This is a genomic window from Micromonospora sp. WMMD1155 (assembly GCF_029581275.1).
Taxonomy (GTDB): Bacteria; Actinomycetota; Actinomycetes; order Mycobacteriales; family Micromonosporaceae; genus Micromonospora.
In genome coordinates this window covers 4,752,511-4,775,214 of the sequence record NZ_CP120742.1, presented here as the reverse complement: position 1 = coordinate 4,775,214, position 22,704 = coordinate 4,752,511, and the positions used below count along the sequence as shown (strand labels likewise).

25 protein-coding genes are annotated in these 22,704 nt (G+C 72.8%); 8 read left to right on the top strand and 17 right to left on the bottom strand.

Annotation, left to right across the window (positions count from 1 at the left end; translation table 11 throughout):
• Nucleotides 1-56 precede the first annotated feature (56 nt).
• Complete coding sequence (locus O7617_RS22040; protein WP_282257849.1) at nt 57-917, bottom strand: carbon-nitrogen hydrolase family protein; 861 nt, start codon at nt 915-917, stop codon at nt 57-59.
• A gap of 77 nt (nt 918-994) precedes the next feature.
• Here O7617_RS22040 and O7617_RS22035 point away from each other — a divergent pair, with 77 nt between their 5' ends.
• The 6 genes from O7617_RS22035 (at nt 995) to mug (ending at nt 5,430) form a co-directional block, all read left to right on the top strand.
• The gene (locus tag O7617_RS22035; RefSeq protein WP_030337284.1) at nt 995-1,567 is read left to right on the top strand and encodes a TetR/AcrR family transcriptional regulator; all 573 of its coding nucleotides are present in this window, start codon (nt 995-997) and stop codon (nt 1,565-1,567) included.
• 81 nt (nt 1,568-1,648) lie between these two features.
• Nucleotides 1,649-2,572, top strand: a complete 924-nt coding sequence (locus O7617_RS22030) for a TIGR04222 domain-containing membrane protein (RefSeq protein ID WP_282257848.1) — start codon at nt 1,649-1,651, stop codon at nt 2,570-2,572.
• Entirely contained in the window at nt 2,569-3,387 is an 819-nt protein-coding gene (locus O7617_RS22025; protein WP_282257847.1) for a DUF692 domain-containing protein, read from the top strand. Before O7617_RS22030 ends, O7617_RS22025 begins: the two co-directional genes overlap by 4 nt.
• Complete coding sequence (locus O7617_RS22020; protein WP_282257846.1) at nt 3,384-3,923, top strand: hypothetical protein; 540 nt, start codon at nt 3,384-3,386, stop codon at nt 3,921-3,923. The genes O7617_RS22025 and O7617_RS22020 overlap by 4 nt, the downstream gene beginning before the upstream one ends.
• On the top strand, nt 3,914-4,675 hold the full coding sequence (locus O7617_RS22015) for an SDR family oxidoreductase (protein ID WP_282257845.1): 762 nt from the start codon (nt 3,914-3,916) through the stop codon (nt 4,673-4,675). Before O7617_RS22020 ends, O7617_RS22015 begins: the two co-directional genes overlap by 10 nt.
• A 143-nt stretch (nt 4,676-4,818) precedes the next feature.
• Nucleotides 4,819-5,430: a G/U mismatch-specific DNA glycosylase gene (mug, locus tag O7617_RS22010; RefSeq protein ID WP_282264831.1), complete on the top strand. Its 612-nt coding sequence runs from the start codon at nt 4,819-4,821 to the stop codon at nt 5,428-5,430.
• Nucleotides 5,431-5,449: 19 nt separating this feature from the next.
• Here mug and O7617_RS22005 read toward each other — a convergent pair whose 3' ends face one another.
• The 4 genes from O7617_RS22005 to O7617_RS21990 form a co-directional block, all read right to left on the bottom strand.
• The gene (locus O7617_RS22005) at nt 5,450-7,993 is read right to left on the bottom strand and encodes a DUF6493 family protein (protein WP_282257843.1); all 2,544 of its coding nucleotides are present in this window, start codon (nt 7,991-7,993) and stop codon (nt 5,450-5,452) included.
• Nucleotides 7,994-8,140: 147 nt separating this feature from the next.
• Nucleotides 8,141-10,117 carry an ABC transporter ATP-binding protein gene (locus tag O7617_RS22000; RefSeq protein WP_282264830.1) on the bottom strand — a complete coding sequence of 659 codons (1,977 nt, stop codon included), beginning with the start codon at nt 10,115-10,117 and terminating at the stop codon, nt 8,141-8,143.
• Between the two features lie 114 nt (nt 10,118-10,231).
• Nucleotides 10,232-10,999 (bottom strand): enoyl-CoA hydratase/isomerase family protein, encoded by a 768-nt coding sequence (locus O7617_RS21995; RefSeq protein ID WP_282257842.1) that lies wholly within the window; start codon nt 10,997-10,999, stop codon nt 10,232-10,234.
• A gap of 46 nt (nt 11,000-11,045) precedes the next feature.
• Nucleotides 11,046-11,273: a helix-turn-helix domain-containing protein gene (locus O7617_RS21990; RefSeq protein ID WP_007462679.1), complete on the bottom strand. Its 228-nt coding sequence runs from the start codon at nt 11,271-11,273 to the stop codon at nt 11,046-11,048.
• Nucleotides 11,274-11,489: 216 nt separating this feature from the next.
• On the opposite strand from O7617_RS21990, the gene O7617_RS21985 reads away from it, so the two are divergent.
• The gene (locus O7617_RS21985) at nt 11,490-11,705 is read left to right on the top strand and encodes a hypothetical protein (RefSeq protein ID WP_282257841.1); all 216 of its coding nucleotides are present in this window, start codon (nt 11,490-11,492) and stop codon (nt 11,703-11,705) included.
• An 83-nt stretch (nt 11,706-11,788) separates the two neighbouring features.
• Here the strand turns inward: O7617_RS21985 and O7617_RS21980 are convergent, their stop codons facing one another.
• Nucleotides 11,789-13,393 carry an ABC-F family ATP-binding cassette domain-containing protein gene (locus O7617_RS21980; protein WP_282257840.1) on the bottom strand — a complete coding sequence of 535 codons (1,605 nt, stop codon included), beginning with the start codon at nt 13,391-13,393 and terminating at the stop codon, nt 11,789-11,791.
• 264 nt (nt 13,394-13,657) lie between these two features.
• Between O7617_RS21980 and O7617_RS21975 the strand changes: the two genes are divergently transcribed.
• Entirely contained in the window at nt 13,658-14,581 is a 924-nt protein-coding gene (locus O7617_RS21975) for a neutral zinc metallopeptidase (RefSeq protein ID WP_282257839.1), read from the top strand.
• Between the two features lie 53 nt (nt 14,582-14,634).
• Here the strand turns inward: O7617_RS21975 and O7617_RS21970 are convergent, their stop codons facing one another.
• The 11 genes from O7617_RS21970 to sufD form a co-directional block, all read right to left on the bottom strand.
• Nucleotides 14,635-15,000, bottom strand: coding sequence for an SgcJ/EcaC family oxidoreductase (locus tag O7617_RS21970; RefSeq protein ID WP_282257837.1), 366 nt, complete (start codon nt 14,998-15,000; stop codon nt 14,635-14,637).
• Between the two features lie 2 nt (nt 15,001-15,002).
• Nucleotides 15,003-15,314 (bottom strand): muconolactone Delta-isomerase family protein, encoded by a 312-nt coding sequence (locus O7617_RS21965; RefSeq protein WP_282257835.1) that lies wholly within the window; start codon nt 15,312-15,314, stop codon nt 15,003-15,005.
• Between the two features lie 72 nt (nt 15,315-15,386).
• A complete protein-coding gene (locus O7617_RS21960; RefSeq protein ID WP_282257834.1) occupies nt 15,387-16,040 on the bottom strand; it encodes an acVLRF1 family peptidyl-tRNA hydrolase in 654 nt (217 codons plus the stop codon).
• Nucleotides 16,041-16,077: 37 nt separating this feature from the next.
• Nucleotides 16,078-16,710, bottom strand: coding sequence for a LysE family transporter (locus tag O7617_RS21955; protein ID WP_282257833.1), 633 nt, complete (start codon nt 16,708-16,710; stop codon nt 16,078-16,080).
• 413 nt (nt 16,711-17,123) lie between these two features.
• On the bottom strand, nt 17,124-17,732 hold the full coding sequence (locus O7617_RS21950; RefSeq protein WP_282257832.1) for a TIGR03086 family metal-binding protein: 609 nt from the start codon (nt 17,730-17,732) through the stop codon (nt 17,124-17,126).
• Nucleotides 17,733-17,924: 192 nt separating this feature from the next.
• Nucleotides 17,925-18,389 carry a metal-sulfur cluster assembly factor gene (locus O7617_RS21945; RefSeq protein ID WP_282257831.1) on the bottom strand — a complete coding sequence of 155 codons (465 nt, stop codon included), beginning with the start codon at nt 18,387-18,389 and terminating at the stop codon, nt 17,925-17,927.
• 185 nt (nt 18,390-18,574) lie between these two features.
• Nucleotides 18,575-19,048, bottom strand: a complete 474-nt coding sequence (gene sufU / locus O7617_RS21940; protein ID WP_282264829.1) for a Fe-S cluster assembly sulfur transfer protein SufU — start codon at nt 19,046-19,048, stop codon at nt 18,575-18,577.
• A gap of 2 nt (nt 19,049-19,050) precedes the next feature.
• Nucleotides 19,051-20,385 carry a cysteine desulfurase gene (locus O7617_RS21935; protein ID WP_282257830.1) on the bottom strand — a complete coding sequence of 445 codons (1,335 nt, stop codon included), beginning with the start codon at nt 20,383-20,385 and terminating at the stop codon, nt 19,051-19,053.
• Between the two features lie 20 nt (nt 20,386-20,405).
• The gene (gene sufC / locus O7617_RS21930) at nt 20,406-21,179 is read right to left on the bottom strand and encodes a Fe-S cluster assembly ATPase SufC (protein ID WP_282257829.1); all 774 of its coding nucleotides are present in this window, start codon (nt 21,177-21,179) and stop codon (nt 20,406-20,408) included.
• The gene (locus O7617_RS21925) at nt 21,179-21,505 is read right to left on the bottom strand and encodes a non-heme iron oxygenase ferredoxin subunit (protein WP_282257828.1); all 327 of its coding nucleotides are present in this window, start codon (nt 21,503-21,505) and stop codon (nt 21,179-21,181) included. Before O7617_RS21925 ends, sufC begins: the two co-directional genes overlap by 1 nt.
• Nucleotides 21,505-22,650, bottom strand: a complete 1,146-nt coding sequence (gene sufD, locus O7617_RS21920; protein WP_282257827.1) for a Fe-S cluster assembly protein SufD — start codon at nt 22,648-22,650, stop codon at nt 21,505-21,507. Before sufD ends, O7617_RS21925 begins: the two co-directional genes overlap by 1 nt.
• Between the last annotated feature and the right edge of the window lie 54 nt (nt 22,651-22,704).

Genomic DNA, 22,704 nt, shown 5'->3' with positions numbered 1-22,704 from the left:
CTACGGGACCGACGTGTCCGCCAACAGAGCCGGCGGGTTTCGACCTCACGACGTGCTCAGCCGGACATCGACACCCGGGCCCCGCCCTGGTCCGGCAGTCGATCGGCGAGCATCGAATGGGCCGTCCGGGTGGCCGCGAGCACGGCGGGCTCCAGCGTCGCCACGAGCACAGCGGTGCCCTCGTCAGCGCCCCGCGCCAGCACCCGGCCCTCGGGGTCGTAGACCGCCGCGCCGCCGTTGAACCGCCAGGGGTCGTCGCCGCCGACGGCGTTGGCGAAGACCACGAACATCGTGTTGTCCAGGGCTCGCGCGGCGTAGTAGAGGTCCCGGCGGTGCTCGGAGCCGGCCAGGTATCCGCTGGGGCACAGGTAACCGTGTGCGCCGTCGAGTGCGGCGGCCCGCCCGTGCTCGGGGAAACAGCCGTCGTAGCAGATGCCGAGGCCGAGCCGCCATCCGTCGACGAGCAACGTGGCACCGCGACCGCCGGCGCTGAACAGCTCGCTCTCGTCACCCCACAGCTGCTGCTTGTCGTACCCCACCCGGACCGCGCCGGTGCGGCCCACCACGAGCGCGCCGATGGTCCGGCGTCGGTCCTGGTGGCGGACGGCGGCGCCGACCACGACGGTGACGCCGGCCTCGCGCGCCGCGTCGCGCAGCGGGTCCAGGCGGGCGTCCGCGACGACCCCGGCCGGGTCGGCCGCGATGTCCGTGCCGGCCGGGTCGGCGGCGAGGGTCGGCGGGTGGTACGCGCACAGGAACAGCTCCGGCAGGACGGCCACCCGGGCACCCCGCTCAGCGGCCCGGCGGACGAGGTCGGCGGCGAGGAGTGCGTTGCCGACGACGTCACCTGGAGTCGGAGTGGCCTGGATGGTGGCCACGGTCAGCGGAGCGGTGGGGACGGTCTGCGGCGGGGTCACCGGGCGATGGTAATCGGCGGACTCCCAAGCCGTACGTACGGTTTGCGTGACCCGGGGTGACCTGCAACGATCGACGCGTGCCCAGAGTAAGTCAGGACCAGCTCGACGCGCGCCGGCAGGAGATCCTCGCCGCGGCCCGGGCGTGTTTCGCCCGGCTCGGCTACGAGGGGGCGACCGTCCGCCGCCTCGAGGAGGCCACCGGCCTGTCCCGTGGCGCCATCTTCCACCACTTCCGGGACAAGGACTCGCTCTTCCTGGCCGTCGCCGAGGACGACGCCGCGGCCATGGTCGAGACGGTGGCCCGCAACGGTCTGGTGCAGGTGATGCGGGACCTGCTCGCCCGCGCCGTCTCCCCGGACACCACCGGCTGGCTGGGCAGCCAACTGGAGGTCTCCCGCCGCCTGCGCACCGACCCGGCGTTCGCCAAGCGCTGGGCCGAGCGGTCTGCGGCGATCGCCGAGGCGACCCGCGACCGGCTGGCCCGCCAGCGCGACGCCGGGGTGCTGCGCGAGGACGTCCCGATCGACGTGCTGGCCCAGTTCCTGGAACTGGCCTACGACGGTCTGGTGCTGCACCTGGCCATGGGGCGGCCGGCCGGCGACCTGGGCCCGGTGCTCGACCTCGTGGAGGAGGCGGTCCGCCGCCACTGAGTGCGCGGACAGCGGTCTGTCGACCGTGGCGAGGCTGCTCCACAATGGGGCCGCGGATCCCTCCGGTGACAGGAGCAGTCGATGATCGTTCACGCCGCGTCCGGCGACACCTGGGGCGTCTCCGGCCCGACTTTCCTCCGGTTCTACCTGGTGGCAGCCGCCCTGGTGGTGGCCGTCGCGGTCTACCACCGGGTCCGGCTGGCCGCCGGGTCGACGACCGCCCCGACCGCCGATGCACTCGGGCCGCAGCAGGTCGCGTACCTCAACGGTGGGCCTCGGCTCGCCGTCCACGCCGCGCTCGGCGGCCTCCGTGGCAGCGGCGCGATCGGCGTACGACCGGACCGCCGACTGACCACAGCGGGTGCCGCGCCCACCGGGCTCACCCCACTGGAGCAGGCCGTCCACTGGGCCGCGCACCAGCACGCCCGGGTCGCGGACCTGCCGAAGGACGAGCGCGTACGCGCCGCGCTGGACCGACTCCGCGACGGCCTGGAGCACCGAGGGCTGCTGAACACCGACGCGCAGCGGGCGCGTGCCCGCCTCTGGACCACGCTCCTGATCGGCCTGCTGGGTCTCGGCGTCTTCCGATTCGTCTCCGGCCTGTTCAACGGTCAGCCGGTCGGCTACCTGCTGCTGACCCTGGTGACGCTCCTGATCGTCACGCTGGTGCTCCGTCGGGCCCCCGCGCTCACCCGGGCCGGTCGGGCGGCGCTGCGCGGCGTGCGCCGCGAGCACACCCACCTCGCTCCGGCGTCCGCGCCGGCCTACGCCACCTACGGGGCGGCCGGTGCGGCGATGGGTGTGGCCCTGTACGGCACCGCCTCGCTCTGGGCACTCGACCCGGGCTTCGCCGAGCAGGCCGAGATCCAGCGCCAGGCCGCCTCCGGCAGTGGCTGGAGCGGAGGCGGCGACGGGTCGTCGGGCGGCGGCGAGAGTTCCGGCTCGGACGGTGGCAGCTCCTGCGGTGGCGGGGGCGGATGCGGCGGCGGGGGGTGCGGCGGATGACCGGCCCGTCCGGGGTCGGCATCGGCTGGCGTCCGGAGATCGCGGGTTTCGTGGCCGAGCTGCCCGGGCTGCGGTTCGTGGAGGTGGTGGCCGAGTCGGTGCCCGCGTCCGGGCCGCTCCCGCCGGGTCTGGCCCGGCTGCGGGAGCGCGCGGTGACCGTCGTACCCCATGGGGTGCGGCTCTCCCTCGGCGGCGCCGAGCCGGTCGACCCGGCCCGGGTCGCCCACCTGGCCGCGGTGGCGCACCGCGTCGACGCCCCGCTGGTCAGCGAGCACATCGCGTTCGTCCGGGCCGGTGGCCTGGAGGCCGGGCACCTGCTGCCGCTGCCGCGCAGCCGGGAGGCGGTCGACGCGGTCTGCGCCAACGTGGCACGGGCCCAGGCCGAACTGCCGGTGCCGATCGCGCTGGAACCGATCGCCGCGCTGGTCGACTGGCCCGACGACGAGTTGGACGAGGCGGACTTCCTCACCGAGATCCTCGACCGGACCGGGGCGTTGTTGCTCTTGGACGTCGCCAACGCGCACGCCAACGCCCGCAACCGGGGCACCGACCCGCTCGCGTTGCTGGACCGACTGCCGCTGGAGCGGGTGGCGTACGCCCACGTGGCCGGCGGCGCCGAACACGGCGGCTTCTACCACGACACCCACACCGACCCGGTTCCTCCGGAGGTGCTGGAGCTGGTGGGCGCGCTCTGCGCCCGACGGCGACCACCGGCGCTGTTGCTGGAACGCGACGGCCACTACCCGCCGGCCGCCGTCCTCCGCGCCGAACTGGACGCCCTGTCCGCCACCGCCGGCTTTCCGGCCGTGACATGACCGACGACGACGGCACCTCCCCGCCCCGGGCGGGGCTGGCCGAACGGCAGGCCGAACTGGTCGCGGCGCTGGTCGCCGGGGGCCCGCCGCCGCCGGGTTTCGCCCCGGGGCCGCTGGCCGCCGCCCGGGCCGCGCTGCTGCGCAAACGGGCCGGTGACGTGGCCCGGCACTGGCCGCTCCTCGCCGCCGGCCTCGGCGCGGGATGGTCGACGACCTTCGCCGGCTGGGCCGCGGGGCGACCCACCACCGGGTCGCTGCGCGACGGCTGGGACCTGGCCCGCACGCTGCGCGACCAGCACGCGCTTCCCCCGTCGGCCGCCGAGGAGCTGGCCGCCCGGGAGGCCAGCCTGCGCTACAACGGGCGTTCCGCGCCACGTCCGCGCCGGTCGCCGGCGGTGGGCCGCGCCGGCGGGGCCGTGGCGGTGCAGATCGGCGGCCGGGTACGCCTGCTGCGCGCCGCTCCGCGCCCCACGACGACGGCCACCGTCGCTGGCGACGACGTACCGGATGCGGCAGGATCGAGCTTATGGATCTAGGGCTGACCGACCACGTGTACGTCCTCACCGGCGCCTCCCGCGGGCTGGGCTTCGCGACCGCGCAGTGCCTGGTCGCCGACGGGGCACGGGTGGTCCTCTCGGCCCGTGACCCGGACGCCGTGGCCGCCGCCGCGAAGCAGCTCGGCGGCCCGGAGCATGCCGTGGGGCTGACCGCCGACCTGGCCGACCCGGAGACCCCGGACCAGCTCGTCGCGGCGGCCCGGGAGCACTTCGGTCGGCTCGACGGCGCGTTGATCTCGGTCGGCGGCCCGCCGGCCGGCAACGCGGCGGCGATCAGCGACGAGCAGTGGCGGCTGTCCTTCGAGACCGTCTTCCTGGGCACCATCCGCGCGGTCCGCACGATCGCCGCCGCGCTGCCCGAGGGCGGCGCGATCGGGTTGGTGCTCTCCACCTCGGCCCGGGGTCCGGTGCCCGGCCTCGGCATCTCCAACGGTCTGCGGCCCGGTCTGGTCGGTGCGGCCAAGGACATCGCCGACGACTACGGCCCCCGCGGAGTCCGGGTGGTCGGGCTGCTGCCCGGCCGGATCCTGACCGACCGCAACCGGGAGCTGTTCGCCGCCACCGGCGACCCGGAGCGCGCCCGCGCCGACGTCGAGGCCAGCATCCCGCTTCGCCGCCTCGGTGACCCGGGCGAGTTCGGTCGGGTGGCCGCGTTCGTGCTCTCCCCCGCCGCGAGCTACCTCACCGGCATCACCGTGCCGGTCGACGGCGGCGCGCTGCGCGGGCTGTGACGCCAGGCCGGGCCGCGCGGCCCGGTGCACCGGGTGAGCCGGCCGATCCGGTGCGGCCCGGTTCACCGGGTGAGCCGGCCGGTCCGGTGCGGCTCGGTTCGGCCGACGATGCCGACCCGGTTCGAGCCCGCGCTGCCGACGCGGTGACGCCCGACCCGGTTCGAGCCCGCGCTGCCGGCGGCCATCCTCGACCGACCCGGGCGGAGCTGGCCGCCGCCGCGGACCGGACCATCCCCGACGTCCTCGCGCCGGGCCTGGAGGTGCTCTTCGTCGGCATCAACCCCGGGCTCTGGTCGGCCGCCACCGGGTGGCATTTCGCCCGACCCGGCAACCGGTTCTGGCCGGCGCTGCACGCGGGCGGCTTCACCCCGCGACTGTTGCATCCGAGCGAGCAGGACGAGCTGCCCGCCCACGGGCTCGGCATCACCAACATGGCCGCCCGGGCCAGCGCCCGCGCCGACGAGCTGAGCACCGAGGAACTGCTCGCCGGTGCGGCGATCCTGGCCGACACGGTGGCCCGCCACCGGCCGCGCTGGGTGGCGGTGGTGGGGGTGACCGCGTACCGGATCGGTTTTCAACGGCCGAAGGCCGCCTTCGGGCCGCAACCGGAGACGTTGGGCGATGCCCGGCTCTGGGTGCTGCCCAACCCGAGCGGCCTGAACGCGCACTTCACCCCGGTCACGCTCGGGCTGGCGTTCGCCGAGTTGCGGGTGGCGGCGGAGCTGCCGGACCGCCGCACGCCAACGACCACCTGACCGGCGCCGGCCGGGCGGGTCAGCCGGTCGACGCGGCGCGCAGCCGGCGGGCCTCCTTCACCAACCGGCTCGTGCCGCCGCGCGCCGCCACGTCGGCCAGCCCCGGCAGCTCGATGTGGACGCCTGTCGCGCCGGCCGCCTCGGTGGCCAGGGCGAGCAGGTCGGGCGTGCCACGGGGCGCGGTCGGCGCGGCCAGCAACGGCGGTAGCGCGGCGGCGAGGAGCCGCCACACACTCAGCCGGGCACCGGCCGCGATCGCGTCCCGCAGCGGGTTCACCGCCCGGGTCAGCGTCACCTGGTTGTCCGCCGCCAGCGCACCCACCCGCCCGCCGACGCCCGGGGCGTCCAGCTCACCGGCGGCCGCCAGGATCAGGAGGGCGTCGAGGGCGGCGACCCGGTCCGCCTCGTGTCGGGCGCAGAGCCCGTACGCCAGCGCCAGGTCGAGTGCCGGCCCGCCGACGCCGGTGCACTCGGCGAGCCGCGGCAGCACTGCGCCGAACCCTTCGGCGTCCTCCTGCGCCCCGCTGGCGACACCGGGCAGCAGGCGAGCGGCGACCAGACCCCGATGCCCCGGCAGCAGCGCCGGCCACAGGTCACTCCAGTCGGCGGGCCCCTGCCCGACCAGGCGCACCGACACGGTGAGCAGGCCGATCGGGTCGGCCACGCCCTCCGGCGGGGTGGTGGCGACGACGGTACGCCGCACCGGCAGGCGGTCGTAGCCGTAGTCGAACCCGTGGCGGCGCTCGCGTCGGCCGACCGTGACCACCTGCTGCACGGGTGCCGGTAGGGCGTCCCCGCGCAGCCAGCCGGCCAGTTCGTCGCCGGCCGGTGTGCCGAGCGCCGCGGCGCGGCTCGCCAGAGCGTCGTCCACGCCGACGGGCACCCGCAGCAGGGCCTGGGTGAGATCCCACCGCCAGGCGGGCCGGCCGCCGAGCGCGACGAGCCGCTCGTAGAGCACCGCCGGGTCGACGGCCCCGGTGACCGACGTCGGAGCGGCCAGCAGCCCGGGATCGTCCGAGCCGTCCATCCGTTGGCCGATCTCGGCGAGTCGGGCGCAGTAGAGCCGCGAGATCGGAGACTGCGTGGACGACTCGTCCGTCGACCGGCGCCGGAAGAGGCGGTCCCTCCAGGTCACCGACTGGCCGAGGATGCGGGACCACTGCTCACGCCGTCGCTGAGCCTCCGTCGGCGCGGCCGCGGCCAGCAGCACCCCGTTGAACTGGGCCCGGACGTTGGACACCGCCGACCTGCCGTCGTGCCCCCGGATCTCCGCGCGGCGCACCACCGGCGACAGGGCAGCCGCCAACCGGTCCTGCTCGCGGGTGGCCAACCGGGCCAGGCCATCGAGGACCCGCTCCAGCGTCAGCGCAGGCCACTCCTGGCCGAGCAACCCGGTGACCTCCTCCACCAGCTCGTCCACGTCGGTGATCGGTGGCGGCGCGAGTGCGGGCGGCACCGGTGGCGGCAGCTCGTCGCCGGGCACCGCGACGGTGGCCGTGGCAGCCGGACGATGGCCGTGCCGCTGCGCCAGGGCCAGCGCGCGGTCGCGCAGGTCGGCGGAGGGCTGGGCGACACCCGACGCCAGGGCCTCGGCGATGCCGGCCGTCCGGTCGGGGTGCTGCCGGACCAGTCGGTCCAACCAGGACAACTGAGCCCGCACCAGCGCCTTCTCCGGCCGACCCAGCACGACCCGCGCGGTGTCCAACACCGAGTCGAGGTCCAGGTCGCCGTCCGCGTCGCGTAGCGCCCGCTGGGCCAGGCCGGCGACCGGCCCCGGCGCGTCGGCGAGCAACCGCAGATACGCGCTCGCCCGCGCCGTCACCTCTCCCGGCGTGGGCGCCACCAGGTCGTGCAGGGCGATGAACGGCCGCAACGCGGTCGGCCGATCGCCGCGCAGCAGCCGGCCGAGAACCCCGTCGAGCAGCGTCGACCGGTCCAGTCGGCCCTCGGTCGCCAGCGCCGCCAACGCCGGCGGCACGCCCTGCCCGGCGCCGTTGAACGTCAGGTCGGTGCCGATCCCGTCGACCTCGAACAGTCGGGGCAGCAGCGTGTCCAGGAACGGGTCGGCGCGGAGCCGGTCGACGAGGGACTGCGGCCGGCTCTCGAAGCGCGCCATCCACAACGACTGCGCCCATCCGGCGACGAACGCGTCAGCCGTGGGGGGCGGTGCCTTCTCGGCCAGCAGCAGCCCGGCGACGAAGTGCCAACCGTCCCACGAGCGACTGCGGGGCAACCGCTCGGCCAGCCGGTACGCCACCTCGGCCAACCAGGGCACGCCCCGCAGGCGGGCCGCCTCGACGACCGGCTGCGGGTCGGCGTTACCCAGCTCGACCGACCGCCGGCCGAGCAGGGTCGCGGTCTTGGTGGCGGTGCTCAACGTGCCCACCGCGGCCACCGCCAGGGCGGTCGCCTGCTTGTCCGCCCACCAGGTGTCGCGTCGACGTCGGACGTGGGCCGTCAGCTCGTCGCCGAGCGCCCGGCGGGCCGGCTCGTCGAGTGTGCTCAGCAGCTCACCGACGGCGGCCACGTGACCGAGGCTCAGGCACCTGAGGAAGTGCGTCACACCGCCACCTCCGCGACGGCGGGCACGGTGGGCGGCAGCGGGCTTCGGCACCTCGACATGGCGCACACCGTAGAGCAACCGACCGACATGCGATCGACCGTGAACGGCCGGCCGGGGCCCAGTCGACCGTGAACGGCCGCTCGGGGCTCAGTTCGCGGCGGCCGGTGGCAGCACCTCGTCGGCGCGGTAGGTGCCCAGCGGCATGACCACCGGCTCGGGCCCGGTGGCGTCGACGAACGGGGTGGGCGAGTCGGCGACAGCGAACTGGGTCCGGTACAGCTCGGCGTAGAGCCCGCCGACGGCCACCAGCTCGTCGTGCCGGCCCCGCTCGACGATCCGCCCGCCGTCGAGGACCAGGATCTGGTCGGCGTCGCGCACGGTGGAGAGCCGGTGCGCGATCACCAGGGCGGTCCGCCCGGTCAACGCCACCGCCAACGCCCGTTGCACAGCCGCTTCGCTCTCCGAATCGAGGTGGGCGGTCGCCTCGTCGAGGATCACGATCGACGGCGCCTTGAGCAGCAGCCGGGCGATCGCGATGCGCTGCTTCTCACCGCCGGAGAACCGGTAGCCGCGTTCCCCGACGGTGGTGTCCAGACCGTCGGGCAGTGCCCGGACCAGGTCGGCCACCTGAGCGCCGGCCAACGCGGCCCATATCTCGTCGTCGGTGGCGTCGGGCTTGGCATAGCGCAGGTTCTCGGCGATCGTCTCGTGGAACAGGTGCGAATCCTGGGTGACGACGCCGATCTCGTCGCGCAGGGACGCCAACGTCGCGTCGCGTACGTCCACCCCACCGACCAGCACCTGGCCGTCGCTGACGTCGTAGATCCGGGAGATGAGCATCGACAACGTCGACTTGCCCGCGCCGGACGGGCCGACCAGCGCGACCATCTGCCCCGGCTCAACGCTGAACGAGACACCCTTGAGCACCGGCTCGTTGACGGTGCGGTCGAGCGTCGCGACCTCCTCCAGCGAGGCCAGCGAGACCTCGGCGGCGCTCGGGTAGCGGAACCGCACGTCGCGGAAGTCGACCCGACCGGCCCCCCGGGGCACCGGCACCGCGTCCGGCTTCTCCACGATGCCCGGCTTGAGGTCGAGCACCTCGAAGACCCGGTCGAACGAGACCAGGGCGCTCATCACGTCCACCCGGACGTTGGAGAGCGCGGTGAGCGGACCGTACAGCCGGGTGAGCAGCAACGCGAGCGTCACGACCGTGCCCGCGCTGACGCCACCGGTGACCGCGAGCCAACCGCCGAGGCCGTAGGTGAGCGCCTGCGCCAGCGAGGCCACCAGCAGCATCGCCACGAAGAACGTGCGGGAGTACATGGCGGACTGGATGCCGATGTCACGGACCCGTTCGGCCCGGCCGGCGAACCGGCGCGCCTCGATCTCGGGCTGGCCGAAGAGCTTGACCAGCAGCGCCCCGGCCACCCCGAACCGCTCGGTCATCGTCGCGTTCATCTTGGCGTCGAGGTTGTACGCCTCCCGGGTGATGTCGGCCAGCCGCCGACCGACCCGGCGGGCCGGGATGATGAAGATCGGCAACAGCACCAACGAGAGCGCGGTGATCTGCCAGGAGAGGGTGAACATCACCGCGGCGGTGAGCACCAGTTGGATGACGTTGCTGACCACACCGGACAGGGTGGAGGTGAACGCCCGCTGGGCGCCGAGCACGTCGTTGTTGAGCCTGCTGACCAGAGCACCGGTCTGGGTACGCGTGAAGAACTGCAACGGCATCCGCTGCACGTGGTCGTAGACCCGGGTGCGCAGGTTGAAGATGATGCCCTCGCCGATCCGGGCGGAATACCACCGCTGGGCGAGGGAGAGCAACGCGTCGGCGACTGCCAGCGCGGCGATGAACAGGGCCAGCCGCACCACGAGCCGGCCCGCCTCGGCGCCGCCCCGGTTGATCGCGTTGATCACGTCACCGGCGAGCACCGGGGTGGCCACGCCGATGACGGCGGCCAACACGACGGTGGCCAGGAAGACGACGATGTCACGCCGGTAGGGCCGGGCGAAGGCGACGATGCGGCGGGCCACGCCGCGCTTGAGCCGGTGGGTGGCGACCTCGTCCTGGTTGCGCATGGACCGGAGCATGCTCCACCCGGCCATGCCGCCTCCGGACATCGGGTTGGACATCGCTCACCTCCGGGTCGTCGGGCAGACCGCGTCGTCAGGTCAATTCTCCCGACGACTGTGACAACCTCGGTCGTAACCCGGATCTTCCCGTGCGGTCCTTACCTATTCTCCGCTGCCGGCCAGGTCGCGGAGCCGACGGGTCTGTGCCTCCCGCTCGGCGCGCTGCTGGTCGGCGTGCGATCGCCCAGCCGCGCCGGCGAGCAACGCCTTGATCTCCACCACCGCGTCCCGGGACCCGGCGAGCAGACCGGCGGTCAGGTCTTGGACCGCGCCGTCCAACTCGGCCGGAGGCACGACGAGGGTGGCCAGCCCGATCCGGTCCGCCTCGGCGGCGTCCAACCGACGGCCGGTCGCGCAGATCTCCAGCGCGCGGGCGTAGCCGACGAGCTCGACGAGGCGTTTCGTGCCGGCCAGGTCCGGCACCAGGCCCAGGGTCACCTCGGCCATCGACAGTCTCGCGTCGGCGGCAAGAACACGCAGGTCACAGGCGAGCGCGAGCTGAAAGCCCGCACCGATCGCGTGGCCCTGCACGGCGGCGACCGAGATGACGTCCGGGCGGTGCAGCCAGGTGAAGCCGGCCTGGAACTCCGCGATGCGTTCGGCACACTCCTGCTCGGGCAGGGCGGCCAGCTCCGCGAACGAGCCCGGGCCGGAAGCACCGGCGACCGCGAGGTCGAGGCCCGCGGAGAAGGCACGCCCCTCGCCCCGGACCACTACCACCCGCACGTCGCCGGGCAGGTCGCGGGAGAAGTCGCTCATCGCCCGCCACATCGAAGGCGTCTGGGCATTGAGCACGTCGGGCCGGCACAACGTCACCGTGGCAACCGGCCCGTCGCAGGTCAGCCGAACCCCGGTCGCCTCGGCGGTCACCGGACGGCCCGGGGCGCGGCGCTGGTGGACGACGCTGAGGGGCGGGTCACGCCTTCTTGCGGCGTCGGGCACCACCGCGCTGACGCAGCTGCACCCCGGACTCGGTGAGCACTCGGTGGATGAACCCGTAGGAACGGCCGGTCGAGGCCGCCAACGCGCGGATGCTTTCCCCCGAGGTGTACCGCTTTACCAGGTCCTTGGCGAGCGTCTGACGCTCGGCTCCGACGATCCGGCGACCTTTCTCAGTGCTGGTGGCTGTGCCAGTGGCTGCCATACTGTGTCCTCACGTCCCAGACTGTGCGGTTCGGATACGGTCCCACCTATTAGACCGCCTCGGACGATCATGCGCCAGATATCAACTCTTCGCCAACCGACACGCTATGCAATGTCAGCTTCCCGATAGAGTGATCCTGGCAATCGGTCGCGTCCGGCCCTCCGGACGTACCCCCCGCAGGCCCCGGCCGCCGCCGACGAGCCGTAACCTGCCGTCGTGATCGACCTGTTCAGCACGGCGGCCGGAGCGGCGGTGGTCTTCGCCGCGACCGACATCGACGACATCGTCACTCTGACGCTGTTCTTCGTCGCGGCGCGCACGACCGGCCGTCCCCGCCCGTGGCAGATTGTCGCCGGCCAATACGTCGGTATCGCTGCGCTCGCGCCGGCCACTGGCTGGTGCCGACGATCTTCATCGGCATCGGCGTGGTGATCCTGGTCAGCTCCGGTGTCGTCGGCCGACTGGTCGACCTGCTCGGCTGAGAACGCGGCCGAGCGTCGGCGGGCGGGACGCGGTCAGGCCAGCTCGACCAGTTCGAGCAGGTCGTCGCTCCAGGCGTCCTCGTCGCCGTCGGGCAGCAGGATCGCCCGGTCCGGCTTGAGCGCGAGCACCGCCCCCGGGTCGTGGGTGACGAGGACGATCGCGCCCGGGTAGTTGGCGATCGCGTCGAGCACCTGCTCCCGGCTGACCGGGTCGAGGTTGTTCGTCGGCTCGTCCAGCAGCAGCACGTTGGCACCGGAACAGACCAGCGTGGACAGCGCCAGCCGGGTCTTCTCACCACCGGAGAGCACCCCGGCCGGCTTGTTCACGTCGTCACCGGAGAAGAGGAACGCACCGAGGATCTTGCGCAGGTCGGTGTCGGACTGCTCGACGGCGGCGGCGCGCATGTTCTCCAGCACGGTCCGCTCCACGTCCAGCGTCTCGTGCTCCTGGGCGTAGTAGCCCAGCCGCAGGCCGTGACCCGCGTGCACCTCGCCGGTGTCCGGGCTGAGCAGCCCGCCGAGCATCCGCAGCAGCGTCGTCTTGCCGGCGCCGTTGAGCCCCAGGATGGCCACCCGGGAACCCCGGTCCACGGCCACGTTGACGTCGGTGAAGATCTCCAGCGAGCCGTACGACTTGGACAGGCCGGTCGCGGTGAGCGGGGTCTTGCCGCAGGGAGCCGGGCTGGGGAAACGCACCTTGGCCACCCGGTCGGCGACGCGTACCTCCTCCAGGCCGGAGATCAGCTTCTCGGCGCGGCGGGCCATGTTCTGCGCGGCCACCGTCTTCGTCGCCTTGGCCCGCATCTTGTCGGCCTGCGCCATCAGCGCGCCGGCCTTCTTCTCCGCGTTGGCCCGCTCCCGACGGCGACGCCGCTCGTCGGTCTCGCGCGCCTCCAGGTACGCCTTCCAGCCCAGGTTGTAGACGTCGACGACGGAACGGGTGGCGTCGAGGAACCAGACCTTGTTGACCACCGACTCCAGCAGGGCGCCGTCGTGGGAGATCACGATCAGGCCGCCCTTGTGGTTGGCGAGGAAACCACGCAGCCAGGTGATCGAGTCGGCGTCGAGGTGGTTGGTCGGCTCGTCCAGCAGCAGGATGCCGCCGCCGTTCTCACCGGCGTCGCGGAACAGGATCCGGGCCAGCTCGATGCGCCGCCGCTGACCGCCGGAGAGCGTGCCGATGGTCTGCGCGAGCGCCCGGTCCGGTAGGCCGAGGTTGGCGCAGATCCGGGCGGCCTCGGCCTCGGCGGCGTACCCGCCCAGGGCCGCGAACTGGTCCTCCAGCGCGCCGTAGCGACGGACCAGCTTGTCGTCGGCGTTCTCGGCGAGCTGCTCCTCGATCTCCTTCATCTGCGCCATCAGCACGTCCAGGCCGCGCGCCGACAGCACCCGGTCGCGGCCGGTCACCTCCAGGTCACCCGTACGCGGGTCCTGTGGCAGGTAGCCGATGGCGCTGCGCTGGTCGATCTGACCGGCGTACGGCTGCCCCTCGCCGGCGAGCACCTTCAACGTGGTGGTCTTGCCGGCGCCGTTGCGACCGACCAGGCCGATCCGGTCACCGGGCTGCACCCGCAGCGTGGTGTCGGACAGCAGGATGCGGGAACCGGCACGCAGTTCCAGGCCGGTGGCAGTGATCATGGTGTCGGGCTCGCTCTCGGGGTCTGGAAGGCTGACTCGGGGCACGCGAAACGGCCGGCGGGCTCAAGAGGCCCGACGGCGCGGGGCGGTTCAGCCTTCGCAGCGCAGCACCCGACAAGTGTACCGGGCGCGCACGGACGGCCCGCTCGGATTACCGATCAAGATCATCGGGTACCGGAACGCCTGTCCGGACCGCGTCCGGCATTTCGAGCGACAGAACGCTACACAGACGACATTCACGGACATACGGCGATCGGGGTCAGCATGGAACTCAACGAGCGGGCCGAACTCGACACCTCCCAGGTCAACGACCGGGGCCGGGGAGGTGGGGCGGGCGGCGGCATCGGCATCCCCCTGCCCGGCGGAGGCGGACGCGGTGGGCTGATCGGCATCGTCGTCGCCGTGCTGGTCGCGCTGCTCGGCGGCGGGTTCGGTCTGAACGCGATGACCGACGGCGAGGACGGCGGGCAGGCCGGTGGCGGCGCCGACCTGGAGCAGGTGTGCTCGCGCGACAACGCCCAGCGCTTCGACGACATCCGTTGCCGCAACCTGCTCTACGTCAACAGCATCCAGGCGTACTGGGAGAAGGCGTACCCGGAGCTGGGCAACGGCCAGTACGAGCCGACCGACACCAACTACTTCCAGGCCGCGGTGAACACCGGCTGCGGGCAGGCCGACTCGGGTGTCGGCCCGTTCTACTGCCCGGCCGACCGGCAGGTGTACATCGACCTCAGCTTCTACGACGAGCTGGCCTCCCGGTTCGGGGCGAAGGGCGAGTTCGCCCAGCCCTACGTGCTCGCCCACGAGTACGGGCACCACGTCCAGAACCTGCTCGGCACCAACGCCAAGGCCGGCCAGGGCGACCAGAGCGGCCCCCGCTCCGCCTCGGTGCGGCTGGAGTTGCAGGCCGACTGCTACGCCGGCGCCTGGGCCAAGAACGCCACCGAGAGCAAGGACAAGACCGGTCAGGAACCGCTGTTCACGTCGATCACCGAGACCGACATCAAGGAGGCCCTGGTGGCCGCCGAGGCGATCGGTGACGACAGCATCCAGGAACGCTCCGGCGGGCAGGTCAACCCCGACTCGTTCACCCACGGCACCTCGGAACAGCGGCAGCGCTGGTTCCGGCAGGGCTTCGACAGCGGCACCCCGAAGACCTGCGACACCTTCGGCACCGACCAGCTCTGACCGCTCCCCGCCCGACCCGACCCGCCCCGTCAGCGCCGATCACGCTGGCGGGGCTAGTCGAGCTTGGAGACCTGGTAGTGCGCGATCAGCCAGTCGTGGTCGACCCGCCGCACGAACACGGCGAGGTGCACGCTCAGGGCAGGACGGTCGGTGAAGCCGAACCGCACATCCAGGTAACCGAGGACCAGGTCGTCGGCGAACCGGCGGACCTCCCGGATGTCGTACCCGGCGGTCAGGCCGAGCGGCTGCGAGGCGTAGTACGCGGCGACCCCCGCCCGGCCGACGGAGTACGGGCGCAGCCCCTGGAAGATCGCGTCCTCGGTGAAGGACGACGCGACGCGCTCCGGCTCGTGGGCGTCGACCGCCGACGCCCACCGGTCCAGGACGCTCCGCAGGATCTCCACCTCGCTGCTGGCCATGGTCACCTCCCCGGCTGCCGGGGCGGCTGACCCGGGTCGTTGGGGTGCGGTGTCAGCGGCGTGACGCTCTCCCGACGCCACGCCCGCAACGGCATCGACGCGAGCACCGTCTCCAGGGCACCGGCGTCGTCGGCCTGGAACAGCCCCCACGTACGCCACTCCCCCGGCGCCAGCGGCGGTCGCCACAAGCGGAGGAGACTGCCCTGCGCCGTCAGCTCGGCCGAACGCGCCGCCTCACGCGCCCGCATCGCGGCCACCTCGTCCTCCGACGTGCCCTCGGGCACCGTCGTCACCATGTCCACCAGAAACTCCACGTGCCCATCCTCCGTCCGGTGGCGCGGCGGCAGGCCGGGAACCCCGTTCTGCGTGGTGGTCGTCTCCCGCCCTCAGCCGGGTTCCGGGTCGCGCAGCCGAATGTGCACCGCCCGCGCCGCCGTCACCGCCGCGACGAGCACCGCGTGCCGGGGTTCCGGCACGTCGAGCAGCCGATCCGCGCGCAGCGGCACGAGCGGGGCCAACCGCCGGTCGGCCAGCACGGTGTCCACCGCCCGCCGATCCCCGCCGCAGACCACCGCGGTCAGCCTCGCCACCTCCGGCAGCAGCAGCCGTACGGCCAGGTCGGCCGCGTCACCCATGGCAGCCTTCGCCTGGTTGTCACGCCGCCGCGCGAACCGCTGCTGCGACCACCCGCCGGCGGCGGTGCGCCCCTGCACGTAGCGGCTGTCCACCTTGGAGACGACCAGGTCGCCCCCGTCGGCCACGCCGACGGCCACCGCACCCTTACGGGCCAGCAGCAGGCCGATCCGGCGGGGCGCGACGGCGGCGGCCACGAAACCGGCGACGTCGTCGCCGACCGGAGCCCCCGGTGGGGCGTACAACTCGGCGGTGGACCCGTCGTCGGCGGTGAGCAGCAGCCCGTACTCCCGCGTGGTGGTGGTGTGCGGGCCGTGCCGCTCGGCGAAGCCCTCGACCCAGCGGCCGACACGGGCGGGGTCGACCTCCACCCAGCGGCCACCGCCGGCTGCGGGTCGACTGGTCACCGCCCGACCGTACGGCACGGCCCGGTATGCCCGGTGCTCAGCCCGGCAGCAGCGCGAGCACCGCCAGCGCGGCGATCAGCGCGCTGGAGACCAGACCGGTGACCAGCCGCCCGCGCGGACTGCTCAACGCCCGCCCGACCACGGTGCCGCCACCGGCGATGAGCAACTGCCAACTCGCCGACGCGAGGAACACGCCCGCCACGAACAGTGCCGCCGGGAGCAGGCCCGCGTCGGTGGTGTCCGGGCGACCGAGCACCAACGCGACGAAGTAGAGGACGGTCGCCGGGTTCAGCAGGGTCAACCCGAGCAGCGCCGCGTAGGCCCGCCCCGGAGTGCCCAGGCCCCGACCGGCCCGTGCCGTCGGCGTCGCTTTCGAACGGTGGGCGGCCCAGGTCCGCCGGAGGCCGTGCGCGGCGAGCCCCAGCAGCACCACGGCCGCCACCACCCGCAGCGGCCCGGCGACCGGCGCGATGATCCCGGCCAGGCTCGCGCCGCCCAGCGCGGCGACCGCCGCGTACAGGCCGTCCGCCGTCGCCACCGCGAGGGCCGCCGCCGCGCCGACCCGGAACGAGGTACGGGCACTGAGCCCCAGGATGAGGATCGCGATCGCGCCGACCGGGATGGCGACACCGTAACCGGCCACCAGGCCGGCGAGGAACGCCCCGCTCACGGCCGTCGGTGGCGGATCGAGGCTCGCCCCGGAACCGGCCGCTGTCGACGCACGGCAGTCGCCGCACGGACAGGGACCTGCATCGGGTACGCCTCAATCACACCGGCATCCTGCGGGCCGAACCCCCACCCCCGCCACCGGTTTTCGCCCCGCGCCCCGCGCCCCGCGCCCCGCGCCCCGCGCCAAGATCCTCACAATATCGGGGATGTTGCTGCCTCAGACACGCGGGACACAGCAACATCCCCGATGTTGCTCGGATCTTGACGAGGAGGCACCCGGCGCGGGCACGCCGCCCCACGCCGCACCGTCAAGATCGTGCTTGAACCAGGATGTAGTGGCCTCGGCGAGCCGCCGAGGCCACTACATCAATGGTCGAGCACGATCATGGGGTTGAACGGGCCTCGTCGGGCCGGTCAGCGTTTCCCGGCCGACCACCGGGGGTCGCGGCCGAGGTAGGCGAGCAGGACGCCGACCTCGTCGGCCTCCGGGTCGGTGGTGATCGCCGGGGCGTACGCGCCGTAGTTCCGCAGCGGTTCGACGATCTGCCGGGCGACCACCAGCAGGGGGCGGGCCAGGTCCTCGCCTAGCGGGGACGCCTGACCGGTGGCCGTCGCGATGTCCCAGGCGTGCACCGCGGCGTCGAGGGCGCACGCGACGGCGCCGACGGGAGCCGGCAACGTGCCCTGGGGCAGCGGCGTGGGCACCTGCGGGTCGTCGTCGGCGACACTCGCCCAGGCGCGGGCGGAGGCGTCGAGAGCGGCGCGCAGGTCGACCACCTTGTCACCCTCGATCCGGCCGGAGGGCGCGAACGGGTCCTCCGTCGGCCCCGGGCCGCCGACGATCGCCGAGGCGAAGGCGAGCTGGTCACCCGTCGCGTGCTGGAGAACCTGGGTGACCGTCCACTGGTCGCACGGGGTGGGTCGGTCCCAGGCGTCGGCCGGTACGCCCTCGACGGCCGTCCGGAGTGCCTTGTGCGCCTCGCCGAGCACGATCCGCCACTGCGCCGCTGCCATCTCGCTCATCGTCCTGGCCTCTCCGTCAATCCCGTCAGACGAACGATCCCGCCCGCCTGCGGAGCGGAATGTTCCGCTCCGCTTCACTGTCATCAGCCTAGCAGACCGGAACGATCCGTTCCACAAGTGAGGCCGACGAATGTGAGAAAGCAATCGAGCGCGGCACCCCGACGGGGTACCGCGCTCGAAGGACGGGATCGCTCAGACGTTGAAACCGAGGGAACGAAGCTGGTCCCGACCCTCGTCAGTGATCTTGTCCGGGCCCCACGGCGGCAGCCACACCCAGTTGATCCGGATGTCGTTGACCAGGCCGCCTCCGGGACCGGTGGTCAGTGCCTGCCGAGCCTGGTCCTCGATCACGTCGGTCAACGGGCACGCCGCCGAGGTGAGCGTCATGTCCAGGGTGGCGACGTTCTCGTCGTCGACGTGCACGCCGTACACCAGACCCAGGTCGACCACGTTGATGCCCAGCTCCGGGTCGACGACGTCCTTCATCGCCTCCTCGATGTCGGCGATCATGGCCTTGCTGACGCCGCCCGCCGGGGTGCCGGCGTCGCCGGCCTCCGGCGTCGCGGCACCGTCGGTCGTCGCGGCGTCGGTCTGCGGTGCCGCGGTGGCGTCACCGGCCTCCGGCGTCGCCGCAGTTGCCGTGTTCTCGCTGTTCATGCCATCACTCCGCTTCGCTCCGTGCCGCCACCGGGCAGCACTGCGCTGCACCAATTGTCCGCTCGCTCAAGCCAACGCACCGCTCCCGCGGCGCCGTGCGGCACCGACGCTTCGCTCGCTCATGCCATCCGCTCCGCCGCGCCGTGAGGCCGCACCGCACCGACGACTCGCTCGCTGACGTTCGCTCACGCCGTCACCTCCGGGTTGACGCCCACGCCGGCACGTGCCGCCGCGTCCTTGAACGCCATCCACGGCAGCAGCGCGCACTTGACCCGGGCGGGGTAGCGGGCCACGCCCGCGAAGGCCACCCCGTCGCCGAGCACGTCCTCGTCCGGCGTGACCTGGCCACGTCCGGACATCAACTCCACGAACGCCTCGTGCACCTCGAATGCTTCCCCGGCGCCCCGACCACGCAGCAACTCGTGCAGGACACTCGCCGAGGCCTGGCTGATCGAGCAGCCCATCCCGTCGTACGAGATGTCGTGCAGGACCGTGCCGTCGGTGGCCACCCGGACGGTGACCTCGTCGCCGCAGGTCGGATTGACGTGGTGCGCCTCCGCGACCCGGTCCCCCGCGTCGTCGGCGTCGCGCAGGCCACGCCCGTGCGGGTGCTTGTAGTGATCCAGGATGATCTCCTGGTAGAGCTGGTCGAGCTGCACCATCAGTCGAACACCTTCCGCACCTGCTCCAGACCGGCCACCAGAGCGTCGATCTCCTCGGTGGTGGTGTAGAGGTAGAACGAGGCCCGGGTCATGGCCGGGACGCCGAATCGGCTGCACACCGGCTTGGCGCAATGGTGACCCACCCGCACCTGCACGCCGAGCGAGTCGAGCACCTGCCCCACGTCGTGCGGGTGGACGTCACCGACCGCGAACGAGATCGTGCCGCCCCGACCCACCGGCACGGTCGGGCCGAAGATCCGCAGGTCCGGCACCGAACCGAGGGCGTCCAGCGCGTACGCCGTCAGCTCCTTCTCGTGCCACTGGATGGCCCGCATCCCGACGCCGGTCAGGTAGTCCACCGCCGCACCCAGCGCGACCGCCTCGGCGATCGGCGGCGTGCCCGCCTCGAACCGGGCCGGCGGCGCGGCGAACGTCGAGCGGCCCATGGTGACCGTCTCGATCATCGAGCCGCCGCCCATCACCGGCGGCATGGCCGCCAGCAGGTCACCCCGACCCCAGAGCACACCGATCCCGGTCGGGCCACACATCTTGTGACCGGTGAACACGATGTAGTCGGCGTCCAGGTCGACCACGTCGATGGGCAGGTGCGGCACCGACTGGGAGCAGTCCAGCAGCAGCAGCGCGCCCACCTCACGGACCCGGGCGGTGATCCGGGCGGTGGCGTTGATCGTGCCCAGGATGTTGGACGTGTGCACCAACGAGACGATCTTCGTCCGTTCGGTGACCAGGTCCTCCAGGCCCGACTCGTCCAGCCGACCCTGGTCGGTGACCGGGAACCAGCGCAGGGTCGCGCCGGTCCGCTCGCAGAGTAGCTGCCAGGGAACGATGTTCGAGTGGTGCTCCATCTCGGAGATCACCACCTCGTCGCCGGGGCCGAGCCGGAACCGGTCGTCCGTCTCGCGGGACGGAGCAGCCAGCGGAGAGGCGTCCGGGCGCAGCGAGGCATTGGAGAAGGCGTACGCCACGATGTTGATCGCCTCGGTGGAGTTCTTGGTGAACACCACCTCGTCGACGCTCGGCGCGTTGATGAACGCGGCGACCTTCGCCCGCGCCCCCTCGTACGCCTCGGTGGCCTCGGTGCCCAGGGTGTGCACCGAGCGCGAGACGTTGGCGTTGTGCCGCACGTAGTGCTCGTCGAGCACGTCGAGCACCTGGCGCGGTTTGTGGGAGGTGTTGGCGCTGTCGAGGTAGACCAGTGGGTGCCCGTTGATCTCCCGATCGAGGATCGGGAAGTCGGCGCGCACCCGAGCCACGTCGAAACGCGGCACGTCGTCGTACTGCGGCATCCCCTCGGGGATCGCGATGCTGGTCATCTCGGCAGCGCCTCTCCCGCTCAGGCCCGGGCCGTGCCGGCCCCGGCGGCGTACCGCTCGTAGCCCTCGGCCTCGAGCTTGTCGGCCAGCTCCGGGCCGCCCTGCTCGACGATCCGGCCGGCGACGAAGACGTGCACGAAGTCCGGCTTGATGTAGCGCAGGATCCGCGTGTAGTGGGTGATCAGGAGCACGCCGGTGTCGCCGGTGTCGCGGACCCGGTTGACGCCCTCGCTGACCACGCGCAGCGCGTCCACGTCGAGGCCCGAGTCGGTCTCGTCGAGGATCGCGACCTTCGGCTTGAGCAGCTCCAACTGGACGATCTCGTGCCGCTTCTTCTCACCACCGGAGAAGCCCTCGTTGACGTTGCGCTGGGCGAACGCCGGGTCCATCTGCAGGCGCTCCATCGCGCCGCGCAGCTCGCCACCCCAGGTGCGCAGCTTGGGGGCCTCGCCGTCGATGGCGGTCTTCGCGGTGCGCAGGAAGTTCGCCACCGAGACGCCGGGGACCTCGACCGGGTACTGCATGGCCAGGAAGAGGCCGGCGCGGGCCCGCTCGTCGACCGTCATGGCCAGCACGTCCTCGCCGTCGAGGGTCACCGTGCCGCCGGTGATCTCGTACTTGGGGTGACCGGCGATCGAGTACGCCAGGGTGGACTTGCCGGAGCCGTTCGGCCCCATGATCGCGTGGGTCTCACCGGAGCGGACGGTCAGGTCGACGCCGGCCAGGATCGGCTTGAGCTCACCCTCGGGCAGCTTGACCGACACCTTCAGGTCGCGGATCTCCAGGGTGCTCATTATCGGGTCACTCCATTACTCGGCGTCAGGCTGAGGTAGATGTCGCCGTCGCGGACGTCGACGGGGTAGACGGGGACTGGTTCGGTGGCGGGCAACCCGCTCGGCTCGCCGGTGCGCAGGTCGAAACGCGAACCGTGCAACCAGCATTCGAGCGTGCAGCCGTCGACCTCACCCTCGGAGAGGGCGACCGCGGCGTGCGAACACTCGTCGTACGCGGCGTAGAACCGACCGTCCTCGCCGTGCACGAGGGCGATCGGGGTGCCGTCGACGTCCACGCTGATCGCGGTGCCCTTCGGCACGTCCTCGACGGAGCAGATCCGGATCATCAGGCGCCGGCCTTGGTCAGCCGGGCCTCGATCGCCTCGCCGAGACGCTCACGCAGCGACTCCACCGGAATCTTGTTGATCACCTCGGCGAAGAAACCACGGACCACCAGGCGACGGGCCTCGCCCTCCGGGATACCCCGGGCCATCAGGTAGAACAACTGCTCGTCGTCGAAGCGGCCGGTCGCGCTGGCATGGCCGGCGCCGGCGATCTCGCCGGTCTCGATCTCCAGATTGGGTACGGAGTCCGCCCGCGCGCCGTCGGTGAGCAGCAGGTTCCGGTTGATCTCGTACGTGTCGGTGCCGGTCGCCTCGGCCTGGATCAGCACGTCGCCCACCCAGACGGTGTGCGCGTCCTCGCCCTGCAGGGCACCCCGGTAGCCGACGTAGCTGCGGCAGTCCGGAACGTTGTGGTCGACCAACTGCCGGTGCTCCAGGTGCTGGCCGGAGTCGGCGAAGTAGACGCCGTACAGCTCGGCCTCGCCACCCCGACCCGTGTATTCCACGCTGGTGAACTGCCGGACCAGGTCACCGCCGAGGGAGACCTGGATGTGCACGACCCTGGCGTCCCGGCCCAGCTTGACCTTCAGGTGCTGGGCCTGGACCGCGTCGTCGGCCCAGTCGGCGATCGTGACCAGGGTCAGCTTCGCGCCGTCGGCGACCAGCACCTCGACGTTGTCGGCCAGGGTGGCCGACCCGACGTGCTCCACCACCAGTGTCGTCTCGGCGAAGCGGCCCACCTCGACGAAGGTGTGCCCGAACGCCGGCTGCTCGGCACCCGTACCGACCACCCGCAGGCGCACCGGCTCACCGAGCACCGCCTCCGGGGCGACCCGCACCAGCAGGGTGTCGGTGGCGGCGCCGTAGGCCAGCGCGCTGACCCGGTCCACCGGGGTCAGCACGCTTCCGACCCGCTCGTCGTCGCGGCCGACCCGGGTGATCGTCACGCCCTCGGGCAGGTCGTCGTGCTCGTGCCGGACCACGCCGGTCGCGGCCGGCGCCTCGGCCACCAGACCGCGGAGGCGCTTGAGCGGGGTGAAACGCCAGTCCTCCTCCAGGCCGGTGAGGGCCGGGAAGTCGGCGACGTCGTACGAGCGCAGCGCCTGCGACTTGGTGCTGGGCGGCGGCGCGGAAGCCTGGGTAGTCATCTCTTCCTTGGTCTGTCTGTTCCGTGACGACGAGTGGGGCCTGGTGTGGCGGGC